Source organism: Curtobacterium sp. MCPF17_047 (assembly GCF_003234045.1).
GTDB lineage: Bacteria > Actinomycetota > Actinomycetes > Actinomycetales > Microbacteriaceae > Curtobacterium.
The window spans coordinates 20,434-35,828 of the sequence record NZ_QKSF01000002.1 but is presented as its reverse complement, the minus strand read 5'-3'; the positions used below and the strand labels follow the sequence as shown (position 1 = coordinate 35,828).

The window sequence follows — 15,395 nt, the reverse complement described above, 5'->3', positions numbered from 1 at the left end:
GAAGAGGCAACGATGAGACAACGGAATCGGGCGGCCCTGGCCGCGGTGACGGCGGCAGCGGCCCTGGTCCTCGCGGGCTGCAGCGCCGGCGGCTCGGCGGACACCGGCACCGCGGCCGGCGGCCACCCGAAGGGCGGTGTCTTGACGATGGCGCGGTCCGCCGACATCATCTCGATGGACAACACCACGACCTTCGACAACAACTCCATCCACGTGATGCAGCAGATCATGGAACCGCTGTTCAACGTGAGTGCAGACGGCAAGAAGCTCGAGCCGTGGCTCGCCACCGGGTACGACGCGTCGGAGGACGGCAAGAAGTACACGATCCACCTCCGCAAGGGCGTCGAGTTCTCCAACGGGGACCCGATGACCGCGAAGGACGTCGTCTTCTCCATCGACGCCGACACCGCCACCGGGGCGTCCGGCTGGGGCTACATCAACGCGGCGATCGACAAGGTCAGCGCCGTCGACGACGAGACGGTCGAGATCGACCTGAAGTACGCGTGGGCACCGCTCATCGCCGACCTGTCCCTCTTCAGCAACGCGATCGTCCCGGCGGACTACGCGGGGGAGTCGAAGAAGGAGTTCTACACCCACCCCATCGGCACCGGACCGTTCGTTTGGGACTCGTGGAAGAAGGGCCAGTCGCTCAGCCTCACCGCCAACGACGACTACTGGCAGAAGGGCAAGCCGTACCTGGACGGCGTCAAGTGGACCGTCGTGCCGGACGCCAACACCCGGAAGCTCCAGGTGCAGGGCGGCCAGGTCGACATCGACGACACCCCGGACTGGTCGAGCCTCTCGTCGCTGAAGTCGGCATCGGGCGTCAACGCGGAGACGTTCAAGTCGACGCAGATCGACTACGTCGCCTTCAACCAGCAGCGCAAGCCCTTCGACGACGTGCACGTGCGCCGCGCGATCGCGTACGCACTCGACCGCAAGGCCATGGTCAAGGCCGTGCTGTTCGGCAACGGCACGACCGCGAACTCGCTGCTGTCGCCCGGTACGCCGTACTACGACGCGAAGGCGGACGGGCCGACGTACGACGTGAAGCAGGCGAAGGCCGAGCTGGCGAAGTCGTCGAAGCCGAACGGGTTCACGACGACGCTGCTCATCCGGTCGGGTGACCCGAACCAGACCTCCATCGCGCAGATCATGCAGTCCGAGCTCAAGGAGATCGGCATCACGATGCAGATCAAGCAGCTCGACCCGACGGCGAACAAGGAAGCCCGACTCGCCGGCGACTTCGACATGGCCTGGTCCGCCTGGACGATGGACATCCCGGACCCCGACGAGTGGACCTCGTTCGCCGTCGACCCCGAAGGCGGCTCGAACTCGGCCTTCACGCACTACGACAACCCGGACGTGCTCGCGATCAACAAGAAGGCACAGCAGGAGACCGACCCGGCCAAGCGGCAGGAGCTCTACTCCGAACTGCAGCAGAAGACCGGTGACGACGCCTTCCTGGCGTACCTCTACTACTCGCCCTACGTGTTCGCGACGACCGACAAGGTCAACGACTTCCACGTGACGCCCCTCGGCAACTACCAGCTCGAGGACGTCTCCAAGGCCAAGTAGGACCCGGTGGGGTCCGGCCCGACGCCGGACCCCACCACCCCTCTCGGAAAGGCAGTCATGCTCCACCGGCTCCGGTTCATCCCCGGACGACTCCTGCAGGCCGTCCCGGTCGCGTTCGGCGTGACCATCATCGTCTTCTTCCTCTCCCACCTGCTGCCCGGCAACGCGGCGCTCGCACTCCTCGGCGAGCGCGCGACGAAGGCCAGCGTCGCGGCGCTGACCGAGCAGCTCGGTCTGGACAAGCCGCTCTGGGAGCAGTACTTCCGGTTCCTCGGGCAGATCGTGCACGGGAACCTCGGGACGAGCCTCACCTACCAGCTGCCCGTCGGGCAGCTGGTCCTCCAGGCGGTGCCGGTCACCCTGTCGCTGCTGGGGCTCGCGCTCGTGATGGCGCTGCTCATCAGCATCCCGCTCGCCTCCGTGGCGGCCAGTCGTCCGAACCGCGCCGGCGACCTGTTCGCCCGCGGGTTCACCCTGCTCGGGCAGGGCATGCCACAGTTCTGGGTCGGCATCATGCTCATCCTGCTGCTGGCCGTGAACGTGCGTGCCTTCCCGGTCGGTGGGTACGGCGACGGTGCCGGCGCCCACCTGTACTTCCTGTTCCTGCCGGCGTTGACGCTGGCGATCGCGATGTCGCCGACGATCATCCGCAGCCTCCGGGCGTCGATGATCGGGGTGCTCGAGTCCGAGTACGTCGGCACCGCGAAGTCGAAGGGTGCAGCCGGCCTGCCCCTGTTCCGGGACCACGTGTTGCGGAACGCCGCGATCCCGACGGTGTCGATCATCGGCGTGAACCTCGGCTACCTGGTCGGCGGGTCGCTCGTCATCGAGAAGGTCTTCGCGCTCCCCGGCCTCGGTTCCCTGATGGTGAACGCGATCTTCGCCCGTGACTTCCCGACGATCCAGGGCGTGACGTTGTTCGTCGCGATCTTCGTCGTCGTGGTCGGGATCCTGACCGACGTCGTCTACACGATGCTCGACCCGCGGGTCGACCTGGCCGGAGGCACCACCCCATGACCACCCCCACCGCCGCGCTCGTGGGCCTCAAGCAGCGCCGTCGCGCATCGCGCTCCCGGTCGCTCCGCGCCTGGTACCGCAACGGGTCCCTGATGGCGGGCATCGTCATCGTCGGCCTGCTGGTGCTCGTCGCCGTGCTGGCACCCGTCATCGCACCGTACGACCCGATCGCGCAGCACCTCGAGCAGGCGCTCGAGTCGCCGAGCGCCGCGCACTGGCTCGGCACCGACAAGTACGGCCGTGACGTGTTGTCCCGCCTGATCTGGGGCGCCCGGGTCGACCTGCGCGTCGGCTTCCTGGCCGTGCTCATCCCGTTCGTCGTCGGCAGCGTCGTCGGCGCGATCGCCGGGTACGTGGGCGGCATCGTCGACACGGTCCTGATGCGCATCGTCGACGTGTTCTTCGCGTTCCCCTTCTACGTCATGGTGATCGTGCTGGTGTTCGTCCTCGGCGCGGGGGAGACGAGCATCTACCTCGCCATCGCCGCGGTGTCGTGGGTCTCCTACGCCAAGATCGTCCGCGGCGAGGTGATCGTCGCCCGCCAGCAGGACTACGTCGTCGCCGCACGACTCGGCGGCATGTCCCACGCCCGGCTGCTCGTCCGCCACATCGCCCCGAACGTGATGAGCCAGGCCGTGATCTACGCGATGAGCGACATCGTGATGGACATCATGGCCATCGTCACCCTCGGCTACCTGGGGCTCGGCATCGAGCCGCCGACGGCGGAGTGGGGCTCGATGATCGTCGACGGGCAGGAGTTCATCACCACCCAGTGGCAGCAGACCACGATCCCCGGCCTGGTCGTCGTCGTCACGAGCCTCGGTCTCTCCTGGCTCGGCGACGGGATCAGCGACCTGCTCAGCCCGGACCGGAGGCGCTGACATGGAAGGAACGCACATGACCGCCGCACTGCTCGAGGTCGAGGACCTCACCATCGGCATCCGCCGCAAGGGCCGCGACGACGTCCGCATCGTCGAGGACCTCACGTTCGCCATCCAGCCCGGCGAGCGCTTCGGGATCGTCGGCGAGTCCGGCTCCGGCAAGTCCCTGACGCTCCGCGCGATCGCCGGGCTCCTGCCCAAGGGCGTCGAGGTGCTCTCCGGCGCGATCCGCTACAACGGCGAGGACCTCGGCGGCATGTCCGCCACCGCTCGGCGGAAGCTGGTGGGCCCGCAGATCGCGATGGTGTTCCAGGAGCCGATGACGGCGCTCAACCCCGTCGTCCGCGTCGGTGAGCAGATCGCCGAAGGTCCGCGCCGGCACCTCGGGCTCTCGCGGGCTGCCGCTGCCGACCTGGCGGTCGAGATGATGCGTCGCACGGGCATCCCGGACCCGGCGCGCCGGGCACGGGCCTACCCGCACGAACTCTCCGGCGGGCTGCGACAGCGCATCATGATCGCGATGGCGTTGTCGTGTTCCCCGCGGCTGCTGCTGTGCGACGAGCCGACGACGGCGCTCGACGTGACGGTGCAGCACCAGGTCCTGCAGCTCGTCGAGGAACTCTGCGACGAGACGGGCACTGCGCTGGCGTTCGTCACGCACGACCTCGCCGTGGTGAACCAGACATGCACCGAACTCGCGGTGATGTACGCGGGGCACCGGGTCGAAGCGGGTCCGGTGAAGGACGTCTTCCGCGACCCGCGTCACCCGTACACGCGTGGGCTGCTCGAGTCGGCGCCGGACTTCGACGACCCGGACCGGGAGCTCGTGCCGATCCCCGGCTTCCCGCCGAACGTCGCGCAACGGCCGGACGGGTGCCCGTTCGCACCGCGCTGCCGGTTCGCGATCGACGCCTGCACGACGGCGATGCCCGCGCAGGAGGACGTCGGCCCCGGCCGTACCGCCGCCTGCATCCGCACGCACGAGATCGGCTCCGCCGCCCCCGGCGAACCGGTGGAGGTCCTGGCATGAGCCCGAACACCAGCACCGCGACCGCCCCGGTCCTCCGTGCCGAGGCCGTCACCAAGCGCTACCAGCTGCCCGTGACGGTCATCGACCGGATGCGCAAGGCGGCCCCCACCGCCCTGACCGCGCTCGACGGCATCGACCTGGAGCTCCGCCGCGGCGAGGTCCTCGCCCTGGTGGGGGAGTCCGGGTCCGGCAAGTCGACCCTGGCCAAGATCCTGGTCGGGAGCGTCACCGCCACCACTGGCACCCTCGACGCGGACGGCGAGCGAATGCCCGTCCACCGTGACAAGGACGCCTCACGCCGGATCCAGATGGTGTTCCAGGACCCGTACTCCTCGCTCAACCCGCGGATCTCGGTCGGCTCGATGCTCCGGGAACTCCTGCTCCTGCACCGCATCGTGCCGCGGAACGAGGTCCGCGCGGAGAGCATCCGGCTGCTCAACCTGGTGGGGCTCGAAGAGGACGCCCTCGACGCGTACCCGAGCCAGTTCTCCGGCGGCCAGCGACAGCGCATCGCGATCGCCCGCGCCATTGCGGTACGGCCCGACGTGCTCATCGCGGACGAGCCGGTGTCCGCCCTCGACGTCTCCGTGCAGGCGACGATCCTGGAGCTCTTCGCCCGGCTGCAGCGCGAGCTCGGCCTGAGCATCCTGTTCGTCGCGCACAACCTGGCCGTCGTCCAGCACCTCAGCCAGCGCGTCGCCGTGATGTACCTCGGCCGGATCGTGGAGGTCGCCGACACCGACGAGCTGTTCCGCAACCCGCGGCACCCGTACACCCGAGCGCTCATCGACTCCATCCCGCGCATGGGCGCGGAGAGCGTCACGACGCGGCTCGCGCTGCAGGGTGACCCGCCGAGCCCGTTCGACATCCCGTCCGGCTGCCGGTTCCACCCGCGCTGCCCCTACGCGGTCGACGCCTGCCGGACGACGGACCCGTCGCTCACGCCGGTCCCGCTGGTGCTCGGCACCCGGCCGGGAGGCACGACCACGGTCCCGACGTCGGCCGCCGACGTGCACACGCCTGATGCGCACGTCGCCGCCTGCATCCGCTCCGCGGAGCTCGGCGACGTCGACCCGCTCCACGAGCCCGCGATCGAACCCGACGATCCGGCACTGACCCGTCCCGACGTGCTCCTCGACCCCGAACGGGTCGTCGAGCCCGAAGCCAACCCGGTCGCACCAGCCGCCCCGGCCACCACGGCCGCGCACCACCAGGAGGAACCGTCCGCATGAAGATCTGGATCTCGTACGACATGGAGGGCGTCGCCGGCATCGTCGACTGGGACCAGTGCCGACCGGGCAGCGACGGCTACGCCCTGGGATGCGCACTGCTCCTCGACGAGGTGAACGCGGCCATCGAGGGTGCCGTCGCCGGCGGTGCCACCGAGGTGCTCCTCAACGACTCCCACAGCCGGATGTCGAACCTCGACCCGCGTGCCGTGGTGCACCCGGACAAGGTGCGCTTCATCACCGGCCGTCACAAGCCGATGTACATGATGCAGGGGCTCGACGACACCGTCGACGGAGCGTTCCTCATCGGCTACCACGGTTCGATCTCGGGGGAGCCGTCCACGATGTCGCACACCTACAACCCCGAGGTCTTCTCCGGTGCCCGCGTCAACGGCACGTGGGTGGGGGAGAGCGGGATCAACGCCCTCGTCACCGCCCACCACGGGGTGCCGATCGCCCTGGTCACCGGCGACGAGGTCACCTGGGACGAGACCGAGCCGTTCGCTCCGGACGCCGAGCACGTCGTGACGAAGACCTCCATCACCCGCGCCAGCGCGGACTCGCTGCACCCGACCGAGTCGTGCCGCCGGATCCGCGACGCCGCCGAACGCGCCGCACGTCGGGTCGGCGAGATGGCCAGCGCACCGATCACCGCCCCGGCCACCCTCGAGCTCGACCTGCAGACGGGCGACATGGCCGACGTCGCCACCTGGGTCGGCGGCGTCGACCGGACCGCCACCCGCACGGTCGCCATCCGCGGCGACGACCTGCTGTCGGTCTTCACCCGCTTCGTCGCCGTCAACTACATCACCCGACAGGCCGGAGGACGCTGATGCCCGAGGAGTCGATCGCCCCACCACGCGACACCGTCCTGTTCGACGTGCCCGCCGTCCGCGGCTGGTCGCTCGCCCTGCACGGCGGTGCCGGCGGCCGCATCCAGGAACTCGCCGCCGAGGAGCGCGAGCGCTTCGAGGCGGGCTTGACCCGCGCCTACCGGGCCGGTGAGGCGGTCCTCGACCAGGACGGCACCGCACTCGACGCGGTCTGCGCGACCGTCGAACAGCTCGAGGACGACCCGCTGTTCAACGCCGGGCGAGGCGCCGCCCTGACCACCGACGGCGAGGTGGAACTGGACGCGGCCGTGATGGACGGCCGGACCGGCCTGGCGGGGGCGATCGCAGCCTCCCGGCATGCCCGCAACCCCGTGCACCTGGCGCGCGCCGTCATGGAGCGGTCCGCCCACCTCCTCCTGGTCCACCCGACCCGCGCGCTCGTCGAGTCGTGGGGACTCGCCACCGCGGAGCAGGACCACTTCGTCACCGAGGCCCGGCAGGCGCAGCTCGCCCGCATCCTGGCGGACCGGCTCGTCGCACCGCGGCACGGGACCGTCGGGGCGGTGGCCCGGGACCGGAGCGGCTCGATCGCGGCGGCCACGTCCACCGGTGGCATGGCGAACCAGGAGGACGGCCGCGTCGGTGACTCGCCGATCATCGGCGCCGGCACCTACGCGCTCGACGGGTTCGCCGCGATCTCCTGCACGGGCGAGGGTGAGGCGTTCATCCGCGGGGTCGTGTCCTACGACATCGTCGCGCGGATGCGGTACGGCGGCAGTGTGCTGCCCGACGCCGTGGCCGCGACCATCCAGGAGGAGCTGACCGAGGAGCACGCCAGCGGCGGGCTCGTCGCGGTCGGGGCGGATGGCCGGATCGTCGTCGCGCACAACTCGCCGACGATGTTCGCGGCGTTCGACGACGGCAGCGGCCTGGTGCTCCGGACCTGACCCGGGCGGCGTTGGCCGACGCCCGGCCGCACCTGCCAGGCTCGTCCGCGAGCACCACGACCACCACCGACGACGAGGAGCCGGGATGCCCATCAACGACGAGGTCTTCGCCCGCATGGACGAGCTGAGCCCGGCGGAGCGCAAGGTCGCCCGCGCACTGCTGGCCGCATGGCCCACCTCCGGGACGGAGAGCGCCGCGAGCCTCGCCCGCACCGCCGGGACGAGCACGCCGACGGTCCTGAGGCTCGCGAGCCGCCTCGGGTTCGGCAGCTGGCCGGAATTCCAGGCACGGGTCCGTGACGAGATCGCCGACCACCTCAACAGCCCGCTCCGCCGCTCGCAGGAGGGCATCGCACTCGGCGACGGCGGCACGCTCGGCCGCGCCATCGCGGACCGCGTCGCGCTCGTGGAGTCGCTCGGCACGAGCGTCCCGCCGAGCGAGTTCGACCGGGCGGTCGCCGTGCTCGCCGACCGTCCCAAGCAGGTCGCGCTGCTGGGCGGGTACTTCAGCCGGTACTTCGCGATGGTGCTCGCCGCGCAACTCGACCAGATCCTGCCGAACGTCGACTTCGTGGCTGAACCGCTCGGCCACGACGTCGGCCGGTTCCTGCAGCTCGGCAAGGGCGGGGTCGTGGTCGTGATGGACTTCCGCCGGCACGAGCTCGTCGCACAGCAGGCGGCGGCCGCCGCGAAGCGCCAGGGTGCCACGGTGCTGCTCATCACCGACACGTCGCTGTCGCCCGTGGTCGAGAGTGCCGACATCGTGCTCCCGGTCACCGTCGACGGCATCCCGTTCGACTCGATGACGCCGCTGCTGGTGCTCATCGAGGCCCTGGTCGAGGGTGTGCTGCGCGCCGCCGGACCTCGCGGGCTGGAGCGGATGCGGCAGTGGGAGGAGTCGGTGCGGATCACGCGCGCCTCCCGTGCTGCCCATGCCGAGGAGGACGTCCGCGACGACACCGGACCCCGCGAGGTCGGAGCCGGGAACGTCGAGGCGCTCGCCCTGCCGGGCACCGAGGGGGCGCTGTGAGCGCCGCGCCGGCCGGGAGGCCCGTGGAGACCCTCGACGGTCGGGTCGCGGTCGTCACGGGAGCGGCCCAGGGCATCGGATCCGGCATCGCGGACCGGCTCGCCGCCGACGGTGCGCTCGTGCACCGGGTCGACCGTAGCGAGGTCGACCTCAGTGACACCGCGGCCACCGACGCGTGGTTCGCCGGGCTCGGCCCCGTCGACGTCCTGGTGAACGTCGCCGGTGGGGTCGTCGGCCAGACCCACACGCCGATCGACGAACTCAGCGACGAGGCGTGGGACGCCGTCCTGCACGCCAACCTGACGACCACACGGAACTGCACCCGCGCCGCGGTCCGGAGCATGAAGCCGCGGGGGTGGGGCCGGATCGTGATGATCGCCTCCGGAGCCGGGCGGAGCGTCAGCCTGACCGGCATCCAGGCCTACACCGCGGCGAAGGCCGCCCAGATCGGCTTCACCCGGCAGATGGCGCACGAACTCGGTCCGCACGGCATCACCGCGAACTGCATCGCACCGGGGTTCGTGCTCTCGAACCCGACCACGCAGGCGCAGTGGGACTCCTACGGACCCGAGGGGCAGCGTGCCCTGGTCGAACGGATCGCCGTCCGTCGCACCGGCACGCCGCACGACATCGCCCGCGCGGTGTCGTTCTTCGTCGCCCCGGACGCCGGCTGGGTGAGCGGACAGACGCTCTCCGTCGACGGCGGCCACTCGCTCTTCTGAGTCGGCTCCGCGAGCCTCCAGTCCGTCCTGTCCTGTTCCTGTCCGTCCTGTCCTGTTCCTGTTCGTCCCTGTTCCTGTCCTCTGGAGGACCCTTGACCACCGACACCGCCGCCAGACTGCACGCCCTCGGCGAGCGGTACTTCGTCGCGCAGCACACGTACGACCCGTACAACGCGACCCTGCTCGGGATCACGGAGTTCGACCACCTGCCGGGCGACCCGTCGCGGGCGGCGAGTGAGCGCGCAGCCGCCGAGCTCGACGCCGTGGCGCAGGACGCTGCGGCGCTGCCCGGGGAGGACCTCGACGACGCCGGCCGCACCGACCGCGACGTGCTCGTCGCGCTGGCCCGCGGGGCGGCGCACGACGCCCGGCACGCGCTCTGGGCAGCGAACGCCTCGGCCAAGGGCTACGTCAGCCGGCAGGGCCTCGTGTTCCAGGCCGTGCCCGCGATGACGGTCCCGGACCGTGCCGCGGCCGCCCGGTACACGTCCCGCCTGGCTGGGCTCGGCACGATGTTCGTCGCGCTGGGGGAGCGGTACGCCGACGAGGCCGCCGCCGGCCGTGTCCCGACGCGGATGGGTGTCCTGCACGCCGTGGAGCAGCTCGAGGGGTACCTGGGGCTGCCGCTCGCCCAGGACCCGCTGCTGGAGCCCGCCCGCACGGCGACGGTGGCGGAGGCGGCGTCGCTGGTCGCGCAGTCGGAAGAGCTCGTCGCGCAGTCCGTGCGCCCCGGGATGGCCGCGCTGGCCGAGGCGCTCCGTGCGCTGCTGCCGGTGGCCCGTGACGACGAGCACGTCGGCATCAGCGAGGTGCCCGGCGGGACCGAGGGCTACGTCGCCGCGGTCGCCCGGCACACCACGACCGACCTGACCCCGGACGAGGTGCACCGGATCGGGCTCGAGGAGCTCGAGGGCATCCGCGCCGAGGCCGCCGAGATCGGGGACCGGTTGTTCGGGCTGCGCGACTTCACCGCCATCGCCACGCGACTCCGCGACGACCCGGCGCTCCGGTTCGGCTCGAGCGAGGAGATCGTGGCTGTCGCGCACGACGCCCTCGCCCGTGCCGAGGCGGTGCGCGACCGGTACTTCCCCGCGGACGACATCACCGACTGCGCGATCGAACCGATCAACGAGGTCGACGCCGCGTCGAGTGCGCTCGGGTTCTACCGTCCGCCCGCTGTCGACGGCACCCGACCGGGCACCTTCTGCATCAACGCCAGTGCACCGGAGACGCACTACCGCTACGAGTACGAAGCCCTGACGTTCCACGAGTCGGTGCCCGGCCACCACATGCAGCTCGCGATGGCGCAACGCCTCGACATCCCGCGGTACCGCCGGCACCTGGACGTCGAGGCCTGCAGCTTCAACGAGGGCTGGGGGCTGTACTCCGAGCAGTTCGCCGACGACGCCGGCCTGTACTCGGACGACCTGTCGCGCCTCGGGATGCTCTCGATGCGGGCGGTCCGGGCCTGCCGACTGGTCGTCGACACCGGCATGCACGCGTTCGGCTGGTCCCGCGAGCGCGCCGTGCAGTTCATGCTCGACAACACCGCCACGACGGACGAACACGTCCGGAGCGAGGTCGACCGGTACATCGCCTGGCCGGGACAGGCCCTGGCGTACATGATCGGCCGACGCGAGATCCTCCGGCTCCGGACCGCTGCCCGGGAGTCGCTCGGTGAGACGTTCTCGATCCGGGACTTCCACGAGACGGTGCTCGGCAACGGCGCCGTCCCGCTCACCGTGCTGGCCGACGCCGTGACCCGCTGGCAGCAGCGGGTGCACAGCGCGTCCCACTGACCGCACCACCTCGAGAGGACCCCCGTGGACATCACGATCATCGGCGCCGGCGCGATCGGCGGCACCATCGGCGCACACATGGCGCGCGCCGGGCACGGCGTGCTGCTGTGCGACGCGGACGCCGACCACGTCGCCGCGATCAACGCCAACGGGCTGCACATCGAAGGACCCGTGGAGGACTTCACCGTCCAGGTCGACGCCGTCACGCCGGGGGAGTTGGCGGACCGTGCCGGTCCGGGGGGCGTGGGCGCGGCCGTCGTCGCGGTGAAGAGCCTGCACACCGCTGCCGCTGCGGAACTCGTGGCCCAGGTCCTCGCACCCGACGGGTACGTCCTGACGACGCAGAACGGGCTGACCGCCGACACCCTGTCCGGCGTGGTCGGTGCCGATCGCGTCGTGTCGAGCTTCATCAACGTCGGCGCGGACTACCTCGAACCCGGGCGGATCCTGCAGGGCAACATCGCCGCGTTCCGGATCGGCGAGCTCGCCGGGGGAGCGATCACGCCGCGGGTGGGTCTGCTCGCGGACGCGATGCCGTACGCGTTGCCGACGGAGAACGTCCTCGGGTACCTGTGGGGCAAGGAGGCCTACGGCGCGATGCTCTGGGCCGGGGCCGTCTCGGACCTGACGATCGCCGACTCGCTGTCGCTGCCCGCCTACCGTGAGCTGATGATCGCCGTCGCGCAGGAGGCCATCGACCAGGCACCCGTCCCGGTCGAGTCCTTCGACGGCTTCGTGCCCGACGACCTGCCCGGCTCCCTCGACCGCCTCGCCGCGTTCAACCGCCGCAGCGCGAAGGCCCGGTCCGGGATCTGGCGCGATCTCATGGTCCGGAAGCGCAAGACCGAGGTCGACGAGGTGCACAAGGACATCCAGGGCCCGGTGTTCGACCGGATCGTCGCCATGGTCCACGACGTCGAGGAGGGCCGCCGCACGTGCGAGCGCGCGAACCTCGACGAACTCGCGGCCTTCGTGCGGGACCTCCCCACCCACGTCTGAACTGGAGCCCTCCCATGCGCGCAGCGATCTACCAGGCCGCCGGCCACGTCACCGTCGAGGACGTCCCCGACGCCGCCTTGCACGACTCCACGGACGCCGTCGTCCGGGTCGTCCGGTCCTGCGTCTGCGGGTCCGACCTCTGGTCCTGGCGGGGCGTGATCCAGCGCCAGCCGGGGTCCCGCCTCGGGCACGAGTTCATCGGCGTCGTCGAGGAGGTCGGCCGGGACGTCCGGACCATCGCGGTCGGGGACCTCGTCGTCGCGCCGTTCCAGTGGTCCGACGGCACCTGCCCGGCCTGCCTCGACGGCATCCACACCCGCTGTGAGCACGGCGGCACCTTCGGTGCCCCGGGGACCGACGGGGGACAGGGGGAGGCGGTGCGCGTTCCCCTGGCCGATGGCACCCTCGTGGTCGTGCCGGGAGGCCCGTCCGCCGTCGACGACGGCCAGCTCGCGTCGCTGCTCGCCCTGACCGACGTCGCGGGCACCGGGCTCCACGGCGCCGTGCTCGCCGACGTGACTGCCGGTTCGACCGTCGCGGTGATCGGCGACGGCGCTGTCGGTCTGGCCGCGGTGCTCGGTGCACGCTCCGTCCTGGGTGCAGAGCGAGTGATCCTCATGAGCAGCCATGAAGACCGAGCCACTCTCGGGCGCTCGTACGGTGCGACGGACGTCGTCAGCGTGCGGGGCGACGAAGCCGTCGCGACCGTCCGCGAGATGACCGGGGGACTCGGCGTGCGGCACGTCGTCGAGGCCGTCGGGACGCCCGAGTCCTGGGCCACGGCGATCGGCATGGCCCGGGTCGGCGGGACGATCGGCGCGGTCGGCGTCCCGCACACCAGCCCGCAGCTCGGTATCTTCCAGCCGTTCGTGCAGCACCTGACGCTGCGGTTCGGCGTCGCGCCGGTCCGTCGGTACCTGCCGGACCTCGTCGCGCGGACGATGGCGGGCACGTACGATGCGGGCGCCGTGTTCGACCTGACGCTGCCGCTCGCGGACGTCGCCGAGGGGTACCGCGCGATGGACGAACGACGGAGCATCAAGGCGATGCTGGCGGGCTGACACGGGCGGCGCGTGCGATCTGGATGACCGCCGCACAACCGAAGCCCGCCGGAACCGTGGGATGCCGTGGTTCCGGCGGGCTTCCGTTGTGCGCAGCCGATCGGAGCCGTCCCGCACAGGGTTCAGGCGCCACGAACTCCGCGCCGATAATGCATATTATGTCAACTCAGTGAGCTCCGGTGGGGCAGAGCGCCGCTGACGACCGCGAGTGCACTCCCCTCGCACCCCTGTGGCACCCCACCCGCCAGGACGAGCACTCGGAGATCGTCATCGACCCGCAGTCCGGCAGCGCGACCAGCACACAGCAGCGTGACCAGCCTCCCGACCGTTCCGCGCCAGCAGGTGTTAGGTTGTGCGCAACATGATTGCACGCAGCAAGATCACCAGCGCGATCGGCACGTGCCTCACCGCGCACGGCGCGGCCGCGCTCGTCTCACAGCCGCTCGGGGCGCGCGCCCGCCGGATGGCGGACCGCGGCTTCGTCCCCGGCGTGCCGCACGCTGTCCTCGTCCCCCTGCTCGAGATCGCGACCGGTCCGCTGCTCGGCCGCGCCGGAGTCGTCGGTCCCGCCGCCGCTGCAGCAGCGACCGCCCTCGGTGCCGTCCGGGTCGGCACGGACCTCGAGGACAGCGCGGTCGGCGGCGGGACGGCTGCCGCTGCCGGCCTGACCATCGCCGGGCTGGCGGCCGTGGTCCGTTCCACCCGGGGTCGGCCGCGTGCCGGACTCCTCGGCGCGATCGGCGCTGTCGTCGTGTTCGAACTCGTCCGCAGGCATCGGGTGCTCCGGGCGCACTGACCCGAGCAACCGCCACTTCCCCCTCACCCTCCCCCACCACCGAAAGGCACCCGAACCGATGTCCCGTCGCCACTCCTCCCGCTCCTCCGCCCCCCGCACCGTCGTCCGCATCCTGCTCGGCGCGGCGATGACGTGGGCGGGCATCAGCCACCTCACGGTCGCTCGCGAGGAGTTCCGCGCCCAGGTCCCCGAGTTCGTGCCGCTCGACCCTGACGTCACCGTGCTGGCCTCCGGCATCGCGGAGATCTCCCTCGGCGCCGCGCTCATGCTGCTCGTCCGCCGTCAGGCGACCGTCGGCTGGGTCGCGGCGGTGTTCTTCACGGCGATCTTCCCGGGCAACATCGCCCAGTGGATGCACCACCGTGACGGCTTCGGGCTCGACACCGACACGAAGCGCTTCGTCCGCCTGCTGTTCCAGCCGGTGCTGATCGCCGTCGCGCTCTGGGCCACGAACGCGCTCCGCGGGCGCCGCTGACCCCGTCGGTGGGTGAGCGCGACCGAGCGCTGGGCTAGCCTCGTCGGCGATGACGACACGCACCCGGGTCACCCTCGGCCGCCGCGAGGACCTCGGAGCCGACTGCGCCAACTGCTTCGGCCTGTGCTGCGTCGCGCTGGCGTTCACCCGGTCGGTCGACTTCCCGGTCGACAAGGACGCCGGTGACCCGTGCGGGAACCTCGACCCCGCAGACGGCTGCACGATCCACCCACGCCTGCGGGCCGAGGGGTTCCGCGGCTGCACGGTCTTCGACTGCTCGGGTGCCGGGCAGAAGGTGTCCCGCCACACCTTCGCGGGCCGCTCCTGGCAGGACGACACGGCCACCCGGGACGCGATGTTCGCCGTCTTCCCGGTCGTCCGCCGACTCCACGAGCTGCTCCGCTACCTGGACGAAGCGATCACCATCACGCGCGACCAACATGCGGCTACCGAGCTGACGCAACGGTTCGACCGGGTCCGGGACCTGAGCGACGCCGACCCGGGCACGTTGCTGGACGTGGACGTGGACGCCGAGTACGACGCAGCGCGACCGCTCCTCCTCACCGCCAGCCGGCACGCCCGGGTCGGTGCCGCCGATGACCGAGGCAGCGCCGACCGAGCCGGGGACGACCGAGGCAGCGTCGACCGAGCCCGCGACGACCGCCGGATCGGGCGCGTGCGCGTCGGTCCCGGTGCGGACCTGCTCGGCGTCGACCTGCGGCGGGCGGACCTGCGCGGCGCGAGCCTCCGCGGTGCGCTCCTCATCGGTGCCGACCTCACCGGCGCGGACCTGCGCCGGTGCGAGTGCATCGGTGCGGACCTCCGTGACACCGACCTCTCCGGAGCCGACCTCCGCGGAGCCGTGTACCTGACGCAGATGCAGGTGAACGCCGCCCGCGGCGACGCGCGCACCCGCCTGGACGACGGGTTCCAGCGACCGTCCCACTGGGCGGGCTGACCGCCCTGACCGACGCCCTGACGGACGGGAGGCCCGTGGC

Annotated in this window: 15 protein-coding genes; all 15 read left to right on the top strand. The window is 71.4% G+C overall.

The window, feature by feature from the left end; genetic code table 11:
* Nucleotides 1–12: 12 nt before the first annotated feature.
* Nucleotides 13–1,578 carry an ABC transporter substrate-binding protein gene (locus DEJ33_RS02570; protein ID WP_111077160.1) on the top strand — a complete coding sequence of 522 codons (1,566 nt, stop codon included), beginning with the start codon at nucleotides 13–15 and terminating at the stop codon, nucleotides 1,576–1,578.
* Nucleotides 1,579–1,635: 57 nt separating this feature from the next.
* Entirely contained in the window at nucleotides 1,636–2,595 is a 960-nt protein-coding gene (locus DEJ33_RS02565; RefSeq protein WP_111077159.1) for an ABC transporter permease, read from the top strand.
* Nucleotides 2,592–3,476 carry an ABC transporter permease gene (locus DEJ33_RS02560; RefSeq protein WP_111194232.1) on the top strand — a complete coding sequence of 295 codons (885 nt, stop codon included), beginning with the start codon at nucleotides 2,592–2,594 and terminating at the stop codon, nucleotides 3,474–3,476. Before DEJ33_RS02565 ends, DEJ33_RS02560 begins: the two co-directional genes overlap by 4 nt.
* Nucleotides 3,477–3,492: 16 nt before the next feature.
* On the top strand, nucleotides 3,493–4,506 hold the full coding sequence (locus DEJ33_RS02555; RefSeq protein WP_220033999.1) for an ABC transporter ATP-binding protein: 1,014 nt from the start codon (nucleotides 3,493–3,495) through the stop codon (nucleotides 4,504–4,506).
* The gene (locus DEJ33_RS02550; protein ID WP_111077156.1) at nucleotides 4,503–5,738 is read left to right on the top strand and encodes an ABC transporter ATP-binding protein; all 1,236 of its coding nucleotides are present in this window, start codon (nucleotides 4,503–4,505) and stop codon (nucleotides 5,736–5,738) included. Before DEJ33_RS02555 ends, DEJ33_RS02550 begins: the two co-directional genes overlap by 4 nt.
* On the top strand, nucleotides 5,735–6,568 hold the full coding sequence (locus DEJ33_RS02545; RefSeq protein ID WP_111077155.1) for a M55 family metallopeptidase: 834 nt from the start codon (nucleotides 5,735–5,737) through the stop codon (nucleotides 6,566–6,568). Before DEJ33_RS02550 ends, DEJ33_RS02545 begins: the two co-directional genes overlap by 4 nt.
* Complete coding sequence (locus DEJ33_RS02540; protein WP_111077154.1) at nucleotides 6,568–7,515, top strand: isoaspartyl peptidase/L-asparaginase family protein; 948 nt, start codon at nucleotides 6,568–6,570, stop codon at nucleotides 7,513–7,515. Before DEJ33_RS02545 ends, DEJ33_RS02540 begins: the two co-directional genes overlap by 1 nt.
* Before the next feature lie 85 nt (nucleotides 7,516–7,600).
* On the top strand, nucleotides 7,601–8,545 hold the full coding sequence (locus DEJ33_RS02535; protein ID WP_181432803.1) for a MurR/RpiR family transcriptional regulator: 945 nt from the start codon (nucleotides 7,601–7,603) through the stop codon (nucleotides 8,543–8,545).
* The gene (locus tag DEJ33_RS02530) at nucleotides 8,542–9,267 is read left to right on the top strand and encodes an SDR family NAD(P)-dependent oxidoreductase (RefSeq protein ID WP_220033998.1); all 726 of its coding nucleotides are present in this window, start codon (nucleotides 8,542–8,544) and stop codon (nucleotides 9,265–9,267) included. Before DEJ33_RS02535 ends, DEJ33_RS02530 begins: the two co-directional genes overlap by 4 nt.
* A 92-nt stretch (nucleotides 9,268–9,359) precedes the next feature.
* Nucleotides 9,360–11,066 carry a DUF885 family protein gene (locus DEJ33_RS02525; RefSeq protein ID WP_181432802.1) on the top strand — a complete coding sequence of 569 codons (1,707 nt, stop codon included), beginning with the start codon at nucleotides 9,360–9,362 and terminating at the stop codon, nucleotides 11,064–11,066.
* 24 nt (nucleotides 11,067–11,090) lie between these two features.
* On the top strand, nucleotides 11,091–12,065 hold the full coding sequence (locus tag DEJ33_RS02520; protein ID WP_111077151.1) for a ketopantoate reductase family protein: 975 nt from the start codon (nucleotides 11,091–11,093) through the stop codon (nucleotides 12,063–12,065).
* Nucleotides 12,066–12,079: 14 nt separating this feature from the next.
* Nucleotides 12,080–13,126, top strand: a complete 1,047-nt coding sequence (locus DEJ33_RS02515; RefSeq protein ID WP_111077150.1) for a zinc-binding dehydrogenase — start codon at nucleotides 12,080–12,082, stop codon at nucleotides 13,124–13,126.
* A 361-nt stretch (nucleotides 13,127–13,487) separates the two neighbouring features.
* The gene (locus tag DEJ33_RS02510; RefSeq protein WP_146242505.1) at nucleotides 13,488–13,922 is read left to right on the top strand and encodes a hypothetical protein; all 435 of its coding nucleotides are present in this window, start codon (nucleotides 13,488–13,490) and stop codon (nucleotides 13,920–13,922) included.
* A gap of 58 nt (nucleotides 13,923–13,980) precedes the next feature.
* Nucleotides 13,981–14,397, top strand: a complete 417-nt coding sequence (locus DEJ33_RS02505) for a MauE/DoxX family redox-associated membrane protein (protein ID WP_111077148.1) — start codon at nucleotides 13,981–13,983, stop codon at nucleotides 14,395–14,397.
* Between the two features lie 49 nt (nucleotides 14,398–14,446).
* Entirely contained in the window at nucleotides 14,447–15,355 is a 909-nt protein-coding gene (locus DEJ33_RS02500) for a pentapeptide repeat-containing protein (RefSeq protein ID WP_111077147.1), read from the top strand.
* Nucleotides 15,356–15,395 lie beyond the last annotated feature (40 nt).

Excerpts from the sequence above, each read along its gene's own strand:
- DEJ33_RS02570 (WP_111077160.1), top strand. The coding sequence starts at position 13 with ATGAGACAACGGAATCGGGCGGCCCTGGCCGCGGTGACGGCGGCAGCG.
- DEJ33_RS02565 (WP_111077159.1), top strand. The coding sequence starts at position 1,636 with ATGCTCCACCGGCTCCGGTTCATCCCCGGACGACTCCTGCAGGCCGTC.
- DEJ33_RS02560 (WP_111194232.1), top strand. The coding sequence starts at position 2,592 with ATGACCACCCCCACCGCCGCGCTCGTGGGCCTCAAGCAGCGCCGTCGC.
- DEJ33_RS02555 (WP_220033999.1), top strand. The coding sequence starts at position 3,493 with ATGACCGCCGCACTGCTCGAGGTCGAGGACCTCACCATCGGCATCCGC.
- DEJ33_RS02550 (WP_111077156.1), top strand. The coding sequence starts at position 4,503 with ATGAGCCCGAACACCAGCACCGCGACCGCCCCGGTCCTCCGTGCCGAG.
- DEJ33_RS02545 (WP_111077155.1), top strand. The coding sequence starts at position 5,735 with ATGAAGATCTGGATCTCGTACGACATGGAGGGCGTCGCCGGCATCGTC.
- DEJ33_RS02540 (WP_111077154.1), top strand. The coding sequence starts at position 6,568 with ATGCCCGAGGAGTCGATCGCCCCACCACGCGACACCGTCCTGTTCGAC.
- DEJ33_RS02535 (WP_181432803.1), top strand. The coding sequence starts at position 7,601 with ATGCCCATCAACGACGAGGTCTTCGCCCGCATGGACGAGCTGAGCCCG.
- DEJ33_RS02515 (WP_111077150.1), top strand. The coding sequence starts at position 12,080 with ATGCGCGCAGCGATCTACCAGGCCGCCGGCCACGTCACCGTCGAGGAC.
- DEJ33_RS02510 (WP_146242505.1), top strand. The coding sequence starts at position 13,488 with ATGATTGCACGCAGCAAGATCACCAGCGCGATCGGCACGTGCCTCACC.
- DEJ33_RS02505 (WP_111077148.1), top strand. The coding sequence starts at position 13,981 with ATGTCCCGTCGCCACTCCTCCCGCTCCTCCGCCCCCCGCACCGTCGTC.
- DEJ33_RS02500 (WP_111077147.1), top strand. The coding sequence starts at position 14,447 with ATGACGACACGCACCCGGGTCACCCTCGGCCGCCGCGAGGACCTCGGA.